The following is a 15,478-nucleotide window of genomic DNA, read 5'->3' as shown; positions in this document are numbered from 1 at the left end:
GCTTTTGCGGAGTTTTTTCGTGAAATATCAGGAAAAACTGCGATTATACATCTTTTTGGGGTCATTTGAGGACGGAGTCGGAAATAAAGGTGAAATTGATGTATTTTTGCATCAAATCACCGAATTAGAGTTGGAAGTAGCTGAAAAAGCTGTATTATTGCATCTTTTTAAAAACTTGCAGGAGTGGAGGAGCAGAAGTAGCAGAAGTAGCAGAAGTAGTAGAAGTAGCAGAAAGAGCAGAAAGAGCAGAAATAGCAGAAAGAGCAAGGCAGAGGAATAGCAAAAAGGCCCGGAATCACTCCGGGCCTTTCGTGATATTAACCGCCGAATGCGTCGCGGAACGCCTCCGTTAAGCTTTCCAGCTCGACATTCCATATAGGGGCGATCTCTGGTCCTACGTGTTCGGCGAACCAGTCGGCTAGTAAGCGACGGTTGCTGCCGTTATCGACGATGAAGGGGAGATTCAGTATCACTTTTTTCACATAGATGGTCTCAGCGGACTTGATTTGTTCGGGGGTCAGCCAAATTTTGAGCCGCTTAATGGTTCGATATAATTCCTTGTTACATGCTCTCCGAATAGCACGAGCGTTAGGGTATTGCTGTTTGTGACGTTCACTTTGATTCTGATACACCATACAGGGATCTACGCTCCTCTCTCTGATATGTGTATGCACAGAGAGGGCGGAGAGCGACTCGTGACAAGGACCTAGCGCGCCCAAGTTCGTGAAGAAAGCTTCGCTGTATCCACACGCTGCTCCATATTAGTCATCAGTGCTGGAAGCAGTATGCCTCGTACGAGAAAGGTATCGATAAGAATACCAGCAGCCATCGCGAAGCCAAACAGCAGCAGCTCCTGTAAAGGCTGCGTCATTAAGACGCAGAAGGTCGCCGCCAGCACGATGCCAGCTGAAGAAATGACGCCACCAGTTAATGCAGCACCACGTTGCACGGCTACTTGCCATGGATGGCGCTGAGCTTCTTCTTGCACGCGAGATACCAAAATGATGTTATAGTCCACACCTAACGAGATGAGAAAGATAAACGTGTACACAGGTAGACGGTAGCTGAAGGCATCGTGACCAAATCCGAAATGAAACACACTCCACACGATTCCCATTGTAGCTGCGTAGGACAGCAGCATGGTGGCCATCATGGTGAGCGCCAGTCGAATTGAACGGGACTGCCAGATGAGCATACCTGTAATCAATACCGTAATGAGTGAGAAAATAACGAGCGTATCACGCTTATTCATAGTACGAACATCAAGCTGTTCCGCAGTCTGGCCAGCATAATGCAGGGTGAACTGGCCAGGCTCGAAGCCACTCTGCTCAAGCATGGCAGCACTATCCATACGTAAGCCGGAGACCACCTCAAGCGCGGCTTGATCATAGGGATTCATCTTTAAAATTAGTTGAAACTTCACCGTATGCTTGGGTGAAATGGCATTGTCAGAATCGAGCGCCATTGTAAGCGAACTAATCCCCTCACGCTCTTGAATAATTCCGGTCAGTGTATTCATTTTGCTAATAAACGCATCATCCCGTACCACTGCTTTCTCCGACTCCAAAAGGACAGTGACTGGCGCCAATTCCCCTTGTGGGAATCGTGCCTCCAGAATTTCAAAACCTTGTCTGGAAGAAATATCGCTAGGGAAGGATTTCATGAGATTAAACGAGTAGCGCATGCCTAGTGTAGATAGCGCAGGTGCCAACAGTACGATTATGAGCACAAGTGCGGTTATCCGTGGCTTTGTGGTCACGCGAGTACTAATCCACGCCCAGAAGCCGCGAGGCTCCTCCTTCACAAGTGCCGCTTCCTCACGTGGAATAAACGGCCAAAAAGCTCTCCGCCCAATCAAGGCAAACATAGAAGGAATTAAAGTCAGTCCACCGAGCAAAATGACCACCATCGCGATGGCAAACACAGGAGCAAAGCTATGATAGGGCTTAAACACAGCAGTGAATAAAGTGAGCATGGCGATTAGCACGGTGCCGCCGCTAAAGAAAATCGGTTCAGCTACATTGGAGAAAGCCTTCGACATCGCATCGTACTTGGAATCCGTTGTCCGCAGGGCGGAACGGTAGCGCGCTATGATAAATAAGCAGTAATCCGTCAACACGGCAAAAAGTAAGATCATCATGATGGAGAGGGATTGCTTCTCGACGAATATCCAGCCCATTTTGCCCGCTAAGCCTATGACTCTATCGACGACTGCATACACCATGCCTGCGATAACCAAGGGTAACAAGGCTAGCAACGGGGATCGATAGATGACGATTAAAATAACGAGAATAATTCCAAGTGTGGCGAGCATTAACACAATATCGGCCTTTTTGAAGAGCATGATGGTATCGGATGAGATGCCCGCAGGACCAGTAATTTCAAGCTTCATAGTCCCCATGCCTTGTTGCTCCGACGTATGACGAATCTGTTCAAGGGTATCGTAGACAGGACCAGATGCCAGATCCTTCTGTAGGGAGAGTGTTAACAAGAGCGTTGTGCGATCTGCGGATAATAAAAGCTCTTGCTTCGCGGCAGGCATTTGATGAAAGGGGAGAGAACGCGTTACGTAAGGCGGCTTCTGATCAGAAGCTAGCCACGCACTAATGCTCGTTATGGCACCACGTTCGGTATCCGTAATGGGTTTCTCGGAATGGAACACCAGGATGGCGGTTAAGCCGTCTTGGGAAGGGTAGGCCTCTTGCAATAGCTGTTTAGCTGTTTCAGACAGTGTATGGCTACCAAGGCTGCCTTCACCACCACTTTGAGCGACTTCTTTGGAAGATGGCGCAAATGCGCTTAATAAAAGGATGGCAGCTAGCCAGCTAATGAGTACGATTCGGACACCTTTGGCACTGCTTACGAACTTGGCAAGACGTGATAAAGTAGGTTTCATGCAGGTTCATTCCCCTCTCCTAAATCTATTTCAAATAGTAGGAGAGGAATATGAACGGATGATGAATGGGAGATTACATTCGAGGGAGCCTAACAGTGAAAGTAGTTCCTTTACCGAGTTCACTCTGTACATGAATACTGCCACCGTGCAGCTCGATGATTTTCTGAACAATGGATAAACCAAGGCCCGTGCCGGCACTGGCACGGTTTCGAGAGCGATCCGCTTTGTAGAAGCGGGTGAAAATATGAGGCAGCTCCGCCTCCGACATGCCCTTCCCTGTGTCGCTTACCGTAACGGTGACTTCCGTCTCTGATGACAGAATCGCGAGGTGTAAGGAATCATGAGGGCGTGCGTATTTAATACCGTTCGTAATAAGGTTAAGCCAAACCTGATGCATCAATTGATGGTCTGCCGAGACGTCAGTTTCCGGTAAATTCAGCTCAATCGCTAGGTCTTTATCAGACAATTGCCACTCGGTATTAATGAGAATTTGACGAATTTGTTCGTCCAGCCTGTACAGAGTTCGCTTAACTACATGACTCTCTTTATCTAACGAGGCTAGTGTTAGGAGTTGTTTGCTGAGCGAGGACAACCTCTTGCTTTCGTCTAAAATGATATGAAGATAACGATCTTTCTCTTCTTCGGAGGTTGTCTGATCCAGTATGGATTGGGCAAAGCCTTGAATAGAGGTCAATGGAGACTGAATTTCATGGGAGACGTTACCCACGAATTCCTGCCGCATATCCTCAACTTGTTTGAGCGATTGCGCCATGTAGGTGAAATCTCGTGCAAGCTCTCCGATCTCGTCCTGCCGGGAAACGTCCATCGTTATTTCATAGCTGCCTCCAACGATTCGCTTTGTGGCTTCTCGTAATTTTTTGATAGGCTTTACGATAAGTTGGGAGAGAATGATGATGAGGACGATGCTGAAAAGGAAGGTAAGTCCGAGTAGAAAAGCCATCAGGACGCGAACGCCGCCGATCTGCTGTTCCAGAGCAGGCCGAACAAACAAGGCATACCTTTTCCCCTGCACCTGAACAGGAACACCGACACTGTTGTGCAGACTATTTTCAAAAAAGCCAATCACCATCAGCACATGACGCTCTTGTAGAATTCCGCGGTACGTTTCTCCTGCTAAAACACGCTGAATTTGTTCTGGATCGAACTGCGTATGTTTATATGGCATTCCATAGAAGGTCCCAGCCATCTGCTCATTCACAACGTAAAGCTGGAAGCCCATATTTGCGATATGGGTGAAATAGGTTGAGGGCTCTACACCCGGCATTTCCTCGTATAGTGTGCGAATTTCCGTTGTAATTTTCCAAATCTGCTCCTCGTTCTGATCTCTTAATTTCGTTAGATAATACCAATTCGAAAGAAAGAGTGCGAGCACGGAGCTGACCATTGCGATGAGAATAAACGTAACAACGATGCGAAAATATAAAGTTTTCACCTTTCTGTCACCTCAAGCTTGTAACCAAGTCCTCTCACCGTCGTAATTATAAAGTCACTAGTTTTCTCGTAAAAACGCTCCCTCAGTCGCTTGATATGAACATCGATGGTTCGACTGTCACCCTCATAATCTGTGCCCCACAGCATGTGAATCAGTTGCTCTCGCGTAAAAATGCGCCCTGGATGGCTCGCCAATTGCGCAAGCAGCTGGAATTCTTTGAGCGGTAGAAGCAGCGTTTCACCTGCGATCGTGACTTCATAGCTTTTGCGATTGATGACCGTGTGGCCAAGTGTAATCATTTCCGAGGAAACGAGCTGGTATCGCCGTAATAAGGCGCGCGCTCGGAAGAGCAGTTCCTTCGGCTCGAACGGTTTTACTACGTAATCATCGGTGCCTGAGGCAAAGCCTCGCTCTTTATCTTCAATCTCTCCTTTGGCCGTTACAAGAAGAACTGGAATGTCGTAGTGTTCGCGGATTTCAGCACACAGCTCCAAACCGTCACGAAGCGGCATCATGACATCAACAACAGCGAGATGGATTTGTTCCATTTCCAGCAGTCGCGAGGCTTGTTCACCATCACTTGCTTCAAAGACGGCATAACCTTCTTTGGAAAATAGGAAGCGCATCAATTCGCGTATATGGGCATCGTCATCGACCACGAGTACATGAGTTTTCAAAAAGGGAAGCACCTTCTTCGTTGGGATTCAATTGAGCTTGGCATCAGTGTAAACGAAAAAAAACCTTAATGCCACTTCTGATGTCGAGTCGCCTGTTGATGACGATTCGAGTTCGCAGAAGGATGGTTTAAGGTTTCGCTGGAGAGGCCATTTAATACACCTCGATATAACCGACCATCGGGCCATTATGAGCCATATCAGTATGCGTCATACAGATGAGGCGATACGTCCCTGCTTGATTGGCGGTAAAATGTACGATGGTTTCTTTGCCTTTTTTGATCTCACCACTGATATTGAGCCCTTCGATGAAAAAGGGGTGACTCTCACCATTGATGCCAAGGATGCTGAGCTTGATGTGTTCACCCTTCTTAACGGGAATGGAGCCAGGGTCCCAGCGGTAAGCCTCGATGGTTTTGCCATCAGCGGTAGTGGATTTGAACTCCCCAACAACCAAGTGAATAGTGCGTTCTGCCGTTGGTTCGGCTAATGTGGGCAGGATGGTATCGCGATTTACATACAGCCATCCAATGAGAAGGAGTAGAAGCGCGGCTGCTAGTTGAATGACATGCTTGCGTTTGATAATCCATACTCGGGACATAGGGTACGCCTCCTGTACAAGGGTCTTGTACATCTTATGCGGGGGCTTGTCAGCGCATGAATCGGATTATTGGGCTTATAGCAGCACTGACCGGAAAGAGCGAATCTGACTCAACATGGGGTGGTGTGCCAACATCAATTGGTGTATTTTAACGATGAGTTGCATACAAGTAGAGGATAAGAGCCTGTCTATGATAGAATGTGGATGAGATTAGAAAAGCAGAATGTCAGAATAGTCAACACAGTCAGCACAGATATATGAGCCCATGGGGGCAGGTTTTAAGGCAAAAGTAAGAAGCGAAGAGAGGGTTACGCATGCATGATTTGATTCAAAGTGTTTTGGTATATTTGGAAGGCTTGGGGTATTGGGGGATTTTCCTTGGACTTATGCTAGAAGTCATTCCGAACGAATTACTTTTAGCCTACGCTGGGTATCTTGTATCCAAAGGTCAAATTAACTTCGTAGGTGGCATGTTATGTGCGGTCGTCGGGGGGACGCTGGCTCAAGTTGTTTTGTATTGGATCGGACGTTACGGCGGTAGACCTTTCCTAGAAAGGTATGGGAAATATCTATTGATCAGTAAGCATCATATCGATGTAGCGGAAAGCTGGTTTAACCGGTATGGTACGGGGATGATTTTTACAGCGAGATTTATTCCAATTGTTCGTCATGCGATCTCATTGCCAGGCGGAATGGCCAAAATGCCATTAGGTAAGTTCACCTTGTATACGGGATTAGCCTTGATTCCTTACTCGTTTTTGTATATTTATTTGGGGATGAAATTGAAAGATAACTGGGAGACGATCGGCGAATACGCAGGGCCTTATATTAAACCATTGATTATCGCTGCGGTCGTCCTGACGATCTTGTATGCGGGCTATCAATTTTATCTCAAAAGAAAAACGAAAGCATAGCAACATATTGATTTGGCGGTTTCGTTTGCTTTTGATACAATGAATGAGAATATGGACGATCTAGGGAGGATGAAAACGATGGGTGCGAATCTTGCTAGTAAGTTAGGTACAGGCCTAAAGCCGAAACAGTTTATCGAGAGTATGGAGAAAAATAAAGAGCAATTTTTGGCGTATTACGATGGTTTTGCCTGGGATAATGAAGAGGACAAAGAATATTTTGAATCGTTGAATAATCGCGATGATCTTCGTTGCTTGATTATTGCTGCTGACTGGTGTGGCGATGTTGTTCGCAATGTGCCGGTAGTTTTCAAGGCTTTGGAAGATAGCGGTATTCCTACGGAAGTTCTTATCATTGAGCAAAACTATGATGTTATTGATCAGTTCCTGACAGGCGGCGGACGTGGGATTCCAATCGTCGTGTTCACGGATACTGGCGGCTTCTCGCTTGGACACTGGGGACCTCGTCCGAAGAACGTGCAAGCGGTGATGACGCAGTTCAAGAAAGAGAATCCAGATCGCGATGCGGCCGATTATAACGAAAAAATTCAAGTAGCCAGAGCCGAAATGGGCCGTCAATATGGCGAAGGTAACGGATATCATGCTGTTATTGTGAAGGAACTTCGTTCATTGATCGAATCGTTCTAAAAAGGTGAAGGTGGCATCACGATGATTAACATTCAATCCTTCGTCCTGGGTCCGGTTCAGACGAACGCGTACTTACTGTCGAATCCAGAGACGAATCAAGGTATTATTATCGATCCAGGCATGAATCCCAAGTCGTTGATTAAGAAAATTGCTGACATGGATATCGTGGCGATTCTGCTGACGCATGCGCATTTCGATCATATGGGTGGCGTGGATGAGATTCGTAAGCTCAAGGGGTGTCCGGTGTATCTTCATGACCTGGAAGCCGATTGGCTAACGAATCCGAAGAAAAACGGCTCCGCTCGCTGGCCTGATCTCGGTGCTCCAGTTGTGACGGATCCAGCAGAATTTTCTTTGGATGAGGGACAAGTGCTGGAGTTCCTGGGCATTAAGCTCAAAGTGTTCCACACCCCTGGTCATTCGCCAGGCAGTGTGAGCTTCCTGTATGACAATCACCTTTTCAGTGGTGATGTATTATTTAAATTATCGGTCGGTCGTACCGACCTACTTGGTGGAAACAACAATACCCTGTTGGATTCCATTCAGGATAAACTGTTCCTGCTGGATGACGATGTCATCGTCTATTCCGGGCATGGTGCGAAAACAACGATCGGCTTCGAACGTGAGAATAACCCATATGTGTAAAGAGAATAGGACTGCTCCCTCTGATGAGGTGGCGGTCCTTTTTTTTGTTTTGGAGGGGGAGAGAAGATAGTCGAAATCATCGAGTTAGGGGAAAGGAAGGCGGAGAAATGTCTGCTATATGCTCGTTCGCCCATGACACCCACCCAATTTATTCAGTAACTGGGTGTTTACCGTGTGCAACGTAGGTGCTTCCCCATAGACTGATGTTGTAAGCTATTCACCCAACTTCAACAATAACCTTCGAGTTAAACCGTAAGCTTGTGTAAGTCCCTTAAGGGAAAATATGAAGGAGGTGCTCTTCCATGGAATATGTTAAAGTTCCGAATTACCCAATGCAACCAATGCCAATGCCAATGCCAACTCCTATGCCGATGCCTACACCGCTTCCAGCGCCAGCGCCAATTATGCAACAACCGATCCACCTGCACGCGTCTTACCAACAAACTGAATATGTTTTCCCTAAACCAGTGACTACTCACGCAGTAGCTCCATGTCCACCAAAAAACAATTCAGCTGCTAGCATCCTAGTATTGTTCATTCTATTGGTTATCATTACACGCTGTATTTGTAGATACTAATTTCTGGAAGTGAAGGTATGGAAGAGGAAGGTAATCCCGCGGGACGAATGTCTACGTGGGGTTGCCTTTTTCTTTTTGAATGTGTTCGAGGATTTATCAATCTAGCAAACTACTAGACAAAAAAAGGATTACCCGCTAGTATGAAGCCATATAACTACATAAATTGCGAGTAAGGTGTACTTTTGATGCTTCAGTCGAAGGTACTTAAAAGGGAAGTCAGGTGTAAAACCTGCGCGGTCCCGCCACTGTAAATGCGGAGTTGCTTTTCTATCAGGCCACTGTCTCCTTGGGAGATGGGAAGGCGAAAAGTTAACGATGATGCATGAGCCAGGATACCTGCCTTATTTCGTTGTTGCTCTGATTCTCCGGGGGGTGGGAATTCAGTTAGCGTTTCTGTAGCCATTATGGCGCACGTATGTTTGTTTTTTTATGAATTAAGAAGGCCACCCCGCCTGAGGGATGGTCTTTTTTGTTTTGGCGTGCGATTAATCTAACCGATGTAAGGAGAGAAATCGAAAACATGTTTACGAAGTTACAACGCAAAATGATGTCGTCAATCCTAGCTATGATTATGGTACTCTCTGTGGTATTGACTACGATAGTGCCGACGAATCATGCATTCGCTGCAAGTCAGGATCCCGTTTCCGTCGCACTTCGCGTCGAAGGACCGCAAGGTCTCATCAAAGAGGAGAGCGGTGTAGGGTCGACTGCATTAGAAGTATTGCAATCTAAATTCCTGCCAGCCAATTTAATTGTCACTAGTTCGCAATATGGTCGCTATGTCTCTAGCATCAATGAGATACAAGAGGGACAATATGGACAATATAGCGGTTGGAATTTTGCCATTAAACGTCAAGGGCAGTGGATCATTCCTGATGTTGGGATAGATCAGTATCCATTAGAAAGTAATGATCAAGTTCTGGTTTATTATGGAGACCTCAATACGCAACTGTTGAAGTCAATCTCCATTTCAACTGCACCTGTTAGTGCGGATACCCCCTTTTCCGTAACTGTTACGAAATCAACCTATGACTGGGGAAACAACACAGGGTTTATAGATTCACCAGCTAATGGTATTAAGGTAAAAGTCGGTGCAGTTGATGCGATTACGAATGCAAATGGTGTAGCTGTATTTGACCATGGTGTAGCCGCAGGGAATTATTCTGTGGAAGCTACCGATTATCGTTCTGGTGCAGCTCCTGGCGTAGTAAGAGGTACGCAACCATTGATTGTGGAAGCGAAGCAAGAGCCTACCCCCATTGGCCATGTAACACTCTCTGTTGAGAAATTTACGATAGGGCAGGGTTATTATAAAGAACCTGTAAACGTACCTTTTTATACTGGAGATAGTGGTGCTTCCTTAATCGCACGTGAATTAGGTGCGGGGAATTATCGAAATGCAGGAGAAATTAATAATTCTTTCTATTTATCAAAGGTTAAGGATAATACGACGGTTATACAAGTACCTTCATTTATCCAGGAACAAATTGCATTAAATGGAGATCAGATTGGTACAAAAAACGATGTCAATTGGCTGGGCGAATTTGATTATACATCGATGTCTGGATGGATGTATGCTGTTAATAATGTTTTACCAGATGTAGGATTATCTGAGTATATCCCCCATGATGGGGATGTCATTCGCACGCAATTTTCCCTGTATGGATGGGGAGCTGATCTTGGAGTTAACGAGTGGAGTTATCTGCCAAACCCAGCAAACAAAGATGCGTTAGTTTCAAGAGTAGCTTTAATTAACAGCGACCCGAATAAATCAACTATTTTAGCGGATACAGCTGTTCGATTAGCATATGAGCACGCGTATACTGTGCTTACAAACTTGGAGAGTACGCAAGCAAGTGTAAATAGTGCGCTAGTTAATCTGAATAAGTCATTTGAAGATACGGAAAAGCCGAGCATTACGGTTACGGGTATTTCGAATAACCAAGAAGTAACTCAGGCCAACCTAAGTTTCAGCGTGGTCGTGACGGACAATCGTCCTGAGGCTATTGTATCCGTTGTTAAGTTGAATGGAACGGTGATAACGAAGCTAAACGAAACTTATTCAGTTGTTCTAGTTCCTGGCACGAATACGATTGCCATTTCTGCTACAGATGCAGCTGGAAATACTGCCGAGCAAACATATATAGTTATATATAAAGCTAGTATGGCTACGACTGCTAAAAACCATTTGAATAAGACTTTAGCTTATATGCTAAGAACAATTACTAGTCCGGGGTATGGAACAGGTAATGGTGAATGGTCGATTCTTTCTTTGGCAAGAGCTAACTACACAGTACCAGAAGGGTACTATCAATCGTATTACACGAAAGTAGTTACCGAAGTTGATCGCCGAATGACTTTGAATAATGGTTTATTGGATACAAATTATGGTACAGAGAACTCAAGAGTAATTCTTGGACTTAGTTCAATTGGAAAAGATATATCCAAAGTAGGGAACTATGATCTGAGATCAGCGCTTGCTGATTACGATTATGTCATTAAACAAGGATTTAATGGACCGGTCTTCGCTCTACTTGCATTTGATAGTCGGAACTATGTTATTGCCAAAGTAGGAGCAGGTAAAACACAAACAACGAGAGAGAATTTGATTTCCTATATTTTAGGCAAAGAAGTGAAAAAAGGTACGACAGACGCAGGCGGTTGGGGTTTCTCTACATCGAGCGCGTATGTCGACTATACTGCGATGGCCTTGCAGGCTCTCGCTCCCTACTATCAGTCTCAACCAGACGTGAAAAGTGCTGGAGACCGTGCCATTGCGTGGTTGTCAAAAACACAAGATAGCGAGGGTGGATTTGGATCGAGTAGCGAAAGCATTGCGCAGGTTATTACTGCATTAACAGCGTTAGGAATTGATCCAAGTACAGATGCAAGATTTATCAAGAATGGTAAGTCTGCAATGGATGCTATACTCACATTTGCTGAAGCTGATGGTGGTTTCAAACATCTTAGAACAGGACGTATTGATGGTCTCGCTACCGATCAAGGTGCCTATGCACTTGTTGCTTATGACAGGTTCGTAAATGGTAGCAAACGACTTTATGATATGACGGATGTAACGGTTGAAGATACCGAGAAACCTATTATGACAGTAACCGGGTTAATAAATAATGGGGAAGTATCTCAGCCTCAATTAAGCTTTAGTGTTGTGGTGACAGATAATTTACCAGCAGGAATAATCCCGGAAGTGAAGCTGAACGGTACCGCGATTACCCAAGTGAATGGACAATACACGATTGTTCTAAACGCTGGAGAAAACACGGTTACTGTAACTGCAAAGGATTTAACAGGTAATACGACAGAACAAGCTTTTACGATTACCTATAAAGTACCCGACACTGAGAAGCCTGTAATAACAGTAACCGGGGCTTCAGATAATCAGGAAGTAACGCAGCCTGAGTTAATTGTGGGCGTTGAGGTAACTGACAATTCCTCTTCAAGCATAACTAAGGTCGTAAAGTTGAATGGAACGATCATTTCCGAGGAGAATGGGAGCTATCATCTTGTCCTTCTTGAAGGAACAAATACGATTAACGTAACTGCAACTGACGAATCAGGCAATATAGCTGAACGTGCCATAACTGTTATCTATAGTGAGCCAGATCTCGGTGAGGTAACAATTTCTGTTATCGGAGATGCGGTGAAGGGCACCATTATTTCCGGGAAAACTGTAAAACTTAAAGCAGAAGATACCGTCTTTTCAGTTTTGCATAGAGAGCTAGGAGACAAGGTAAGTTTTGGTACTACTACAGGGTCGAGAATTCATGTAATAGGAATTGATGGACTTTCCGAATTTGATCGAGGTCCACAAAGTGCATGGATGTACGCTGTCAACGATATCTTTCCTAGTGTAGATCCAGGAAGTTATGTGCTTCATAATAGCGACAAAATTTCATGGCGATATACTTTAAATTTAGGAGAAGATCTGAAGTCAAACTCTCCAAAAGAACAATTGGATAAAAATTTAGCTTATATTTTAAAAACTGTCACTAATCCCACATTCGGAACAAGTGATGGCGAATGGTCAGTGCTTTCACTGGCAAGGGCTAAATATGATGTGCCAGAAGGCTATTATCAAGGGTATTACAACAATGTAGTAAAAAAAGTAAAAGAATTCATGGATAAGAATCAAGGTGTTCTTGATACAAACAAAGGAACTGAGCATTCAAGAGCCATTCTTGGACTTACGTCTATTGGTAAAGACCCAAGGAACGTGGGAGGATACGACCTTACTTCAGCTCTCGCGAACTATGATTATGTGAATAGACAAGGAATTAATGGTCCTATTTATGCTTTGCTAGCATTTGATAGTCACAACTATGCTATCCCTACCGTACAGGCGGAGAAGAAGCAAGCAGCGAGAGACAATTTAATCGAATACATTATAGGGAAAGAAATTAAAAAAGGAACGATTGATGCTGGTGGTTGGGGCCTCGGAACACTGAATGCCGATGTCGATTTGACTGCGATGGCGCTCCAAGCTCTTGCTCCTTATTATCAAACTTACCCTGATGTAAAAAGCGCTGGAGACCGAGCAGTTGCTTGGTTGGCGAAGACACAAGATGAATATGGCGGTTTTGGTACAAGCAGTGAAAGCATTGCACAGGTCGTTACTGCCCTATCGATATTAGGAATTAACCCGAATACGGATGAAAGATTTATTAAGAATGGCAAGTCGGCACTTAATGCTTTACTTTCCTTCGCTATAGCGGATGGAGGATTTCAGCATGTGAAGTCAGGGCCAGGATCTGGTGTCGATTCAATGGCTACGGATCAAGGAACTTATGCGCTTGTAGCCTATGACAGATTTGTAAATAAAAATAAATCGCTGTACGACATGACGGATGTAACGTTAGAGATACCGCTTCCAGGGGGGAATGAGATCCTTTTACCGGACGGGGATAAACCGGAAATAGTGATTCCTTCCGATAATAAGGATTACACGGTTACTGTAACGACTGCCGATACAAATAAAGAAATTACAATTGAAATTCTTAAGGATAACAATGCGAAAATTCAAGTTAAATTGCCATTTAACAGCAGTTTGCCGCAAATAAAGGCTGTAAAAGGCGATGTGTCATTGGCTATTCCAAAGGGCGCGCGGATTACCAATGGTGACTCATCAGCGATCGAGTTAATAACTTCTATAGATACGACGACATCCTCGTTGATTAATAAAGTTAACACGATTATTGCCAATGGAAAGAAATTGGATTCGGTTAACCAAGCGATCACACTTGGCGGTAACAATGGGATCGAGTTTGATCAATTCATCACGCTAACATTTACGGGTATGAAAGGGAAGCAAGCTGCCTATATCCAGAATGGCTCCATTCACGTTATTCAAAGTTATGCTAGCGATGCTGAAGGCTTAGCTGGCGGAAAACTTGAATATGCCTACGATAACGGTAATGATCTTATTGTTAAAACGAAGCATTTTACTGACTTTCTAGCTTACACGTCTAGTGTGGTCCAAACCCCTGGTGGTGGAATCCCTCCAACTTCCAAACGTGTAACACTATCCGTAGATAAGCTGACAATTGATAAAGGTTATGTTGTACCCAAATTAAGTGTTGAGTTGCAAAGCGGGGATTCTGTATGGAGTATTCTGAAGAGAGAACTTGATAAGCTTGGAATAACCTACGTATTGGGGCCAGAGAAATATGATAGTGTTTATGTAGCATCAATTGATGGTGATGGTGAATTTAATCATGGACCAGGTAGCGGCTGGATGTACAATGTCAATGGGAACTATCCTAAAGTTGGAGCAAGCAAAATATTCCCTAACAACGAAGATTCTATTGAATGGCGGTATACGACAAATCTCGGGGAAGATCTTGGGCAAAAGATACCAACAGGAGCACTGCCAATCAACAATCCAAACGATAAAAAACCAATCATTGATGTTCCATCTGATATCAAAGCAGATTATCCAGTAAACATCACGACAGACATGAAAGACAAAGAATTAATCACCATCAATATTCCTAATGTCACGTCTAAAGTGATCCTTAACCTAGAAGAAGTGAAAGGTAGCATTCCTATGATTTCCGCTGTGAAAGGCGACATTTCATTTGCCATCGATAAGGGAACCATTCTAAAATCGGGGAATGCAAATATCGAGTTACTCACTTCCTTGAATACAAACGATACAACACTTCAAGATTTGGTGAAGAAGGGTCTAAGCGAAGAGATTGCGAAACAGCTCAAGCTTGGTCAAGCTTTTGCAATGGGGAACGCGAAGGAATCCGTACTTTTCGATAGACCAGTAACCCTTGTTCTGAAAGGTGCGAAAGGGCAGCAAGTCGGATTTATCGAAGGCGACACGTTTACGCCAATCGAAGTTTATTCAACAGAAGCCGAAGGAATTGAGGCTACAAAAGGTAAGGAGAGAATCACTTACGCGTTTGTAAAAGACAATGATTTGATCATAAAAACGAATCATTTCACGAGCTTTGTTTCGTATACGAGTACCGAAAAAGCGCCTGAGGCATTCGATTTATATAAGGTGTACTCGGACGTGAACACGATCTCCCCTTGGGCTCTTGAAGCGATCAGCGAAGCGACAGAGAAAGCTCTTGTCGAAGGCAGCGATGGTAAATTTAGTCCGCAAACGACGGTTACACGAGCTGAGTTTACGAAAATGTTAGTAGGCGTTCTGGGGCTGGATGTGAAAATCACTAAGGCCATTAACTTTAACGACGTTACACAAGGCGATTGGTTCTATCCTTTCGTGAACGCTGCGTATCAAGCTGGATTTATTACAGGAACGAGCGCAGACCAGTTTAGTCCAAATGAAAAGCTGACGCGTGAGCAAATGGCGGTCATTATGGTTAATGCGCTTAAGCTTTCAAAAGTGGAACAAGCGATAGCGATTGACGATTTGGAACAAGTATCCGTTTGGGCTAAAGCGAGTGTGCAGAGTGTAATTGCGCAGGGGCTAATCTCAGGATGGGATAACCAATTCCACCCGAGCGATGAAGTAACCCGTGAGATGGCAATAGTTGTTGCGATGAGAGCTTATCATTCAATAAATAATCCGAAGTAGGAAGTA

At 44.5% G+C, this 15,478-nt stretch carries 9 protein-coding genes and 1 riboswitch; of the genes, 4 read left to right on the top strand and 5 right to left on the bottom strand.

Translation table 11 applies throughout. The annotated features are described in order from the left end of the window. Positions 1–317: 317 nt before the first annotated feature. From AC58QM_RS15035 to AC58QM_RS15015, 5 genes are all read right to left on the bottom strand, one after another. Complete coding sequence (locus tag AC58QM_RS15035) at positions 318–635, bottom strand: dehydrogenase (protein ID WP_310499531.1); 318 nt, start codon at positions 633–635, stop codon at positions 318–320. 71 nt (positions 636–706) lie between these two features. Beyond that, complete coding sequence (locus tag AC58QM_RS15030) at positions 707–2,896, bottom strand: MMPL family transporter (protein WP_497285244.1); 2,190 nt, start codon at positions 2,894–2,896, stop codon at positions 707–709. Between the two features lie 73 nt (positions 2,897–2,969). After that, entirely contained in the window at positions 2,970–4,349 is a 1,380-nt protein-coding gene (locus AC58QM_RS15025; protein ID WP_497285242.1) for a sensor histidine kinase, read from the bottom strand. Beyond that, positions 4,346–5,026 (bottom strand): response regulator transcription factor, encoded by a 681-nt coding sequence (locus AC58QM_RS15020; protein WP_497285240.1) that lies wholly within the window; start codon positions 5,024–5,026, stop codon positions 4,346–4,348. Before AC58QM_RS15020 ends, AC58QM_RS15025 begins: the two co-directional genes overlap by 4 nt. A 151-nt stretch (positions 5,027–5,177) precedes the next feature. Beyond that, positions 5,178–5,624, bottom strand: coding sequence for a cupredoxin domain-containing protein (locus tag AC58QM_RS15015; protein ID WP_497285239.1), 447 nt, complete (start codon positions 5,622–5,624; stop codon positions 5,178–5,180). Positions 5,625–5,938: 314 nt separating this feature from the next. On the opposite strand from AC58QM_RS15015, the gene uptA reads away from it, so the two are divergent. From uptA to AC58QM_RS14995, 4 genes are all read left to right on the top strand, one after another. Then, positions 5,939–6,538, top strand: coding sequence for an undecaprenyl phosphate transporter UptA (gene uptA, locus AC58QM_RS15010; RefSeq protein WP_497285237.1), 600 nt, complete (start codon positions 5,939–5,941; stop codon positions 6,536–6,538). A gap of 78 nt (positions 6,539–6,616) precedes the next feature. Beyond that, entirely contained in the window at positions 6,617–7,183 is a 567-nt protein-coding gene (locus tag AC58QM_RS15005) for a thioredoxin family protein (protein ID WP_056618420.1), read from the top strand. Positions 7,184–7,204: 21 nt separating this feature from the next. Further along, complete coding sequence (locus tag AC58QM_RS15000; RefSeq protein WP_497285235.1) at positions 7,205–7,828, top strand: MBL fold metallo-hydrolase; 624 nt, start codon at positions 7,205–7,207, stop codon at positions 7,826–7,828. Positions 7,829–8,561: 733 nt separating this feature from the next. Next, positions 8,562–8,764: riboswitch (cobalamin riboswitch) on the top strand. A 162-nt stretch (positions 8,765–8,926) separates the two neighbouring features. Then, complete coding sequence (locus AC58QM_RS14995; protein WP_497285233.1) at positions 8,927–15,472, top strand: DUF4430 domain-containing protein; 6,546 nt, start codon at positions 8,927–8,929, stop codon at positions 15,470–15,472. Positions 15,473–15,478: the final 6 nt, after the last annotated feature.

Source organism: Paenibacillus sp. J22P165, assembly GCF_059692015.1.
The sequence above is the reverse complement of the archived record's forward strand: the minus strand, read 5'-3'. Positions and strand labels throughout refer to the sequence as shown.

Bases quoted from the DNA above. Each gene is read 5' to 3' on its own strand.
- AC58QM_RS15035 (WP_310499531.1), bottom strand. From the start codon at position 635: ATGGTGTATCAGAATCAAAGTGAACGTCACAAACAGCAATACCCTAAC.
- AC58QM_RS15030 (WP_497285244.1), bottom strand. From the start codon at position 2,896: ATGAAACCTACTTTATCACGTCTTGCCAAGTTCGTAAGCAGTGCCAAA.
- AC58QM_RS15015 (WP_497285239.1), bottom strand. From the start codon at position 5,624: ATGTCCCGAGTATGGATTATCAAACGCAAGCATGTCATTCAACTAGCA.
- uptA (WP_497285237.1), top strand. From the start codon at position 5,939: ATGCATGATTTGATTCAAAGTGTTTTGGTATATTTGGAAGGCTTGGGG.
- AC58QM_RS15005 (WP_056618420.1), top strand. From the start codon at position 6,617: ATGGGTGCGAATCTTGCTAGTAAGTTAGGTACAGGCCTAAAGCCGAAA.
- AC58QM_RS15000 (WP_497285235.1), top strand. From the start codon at position 7,205: ATGATTAACATTCAATCCTTCGTCCTGGGTCCGGTTCAGACGAACGCG.
- AC58QM_RS14995 (WP_497285233.1), top strand. From the start codon at position 8,927: ATGTTTACGAAGTTACAACGCAAAATGATGTCGTCAATCCTAGCTATG.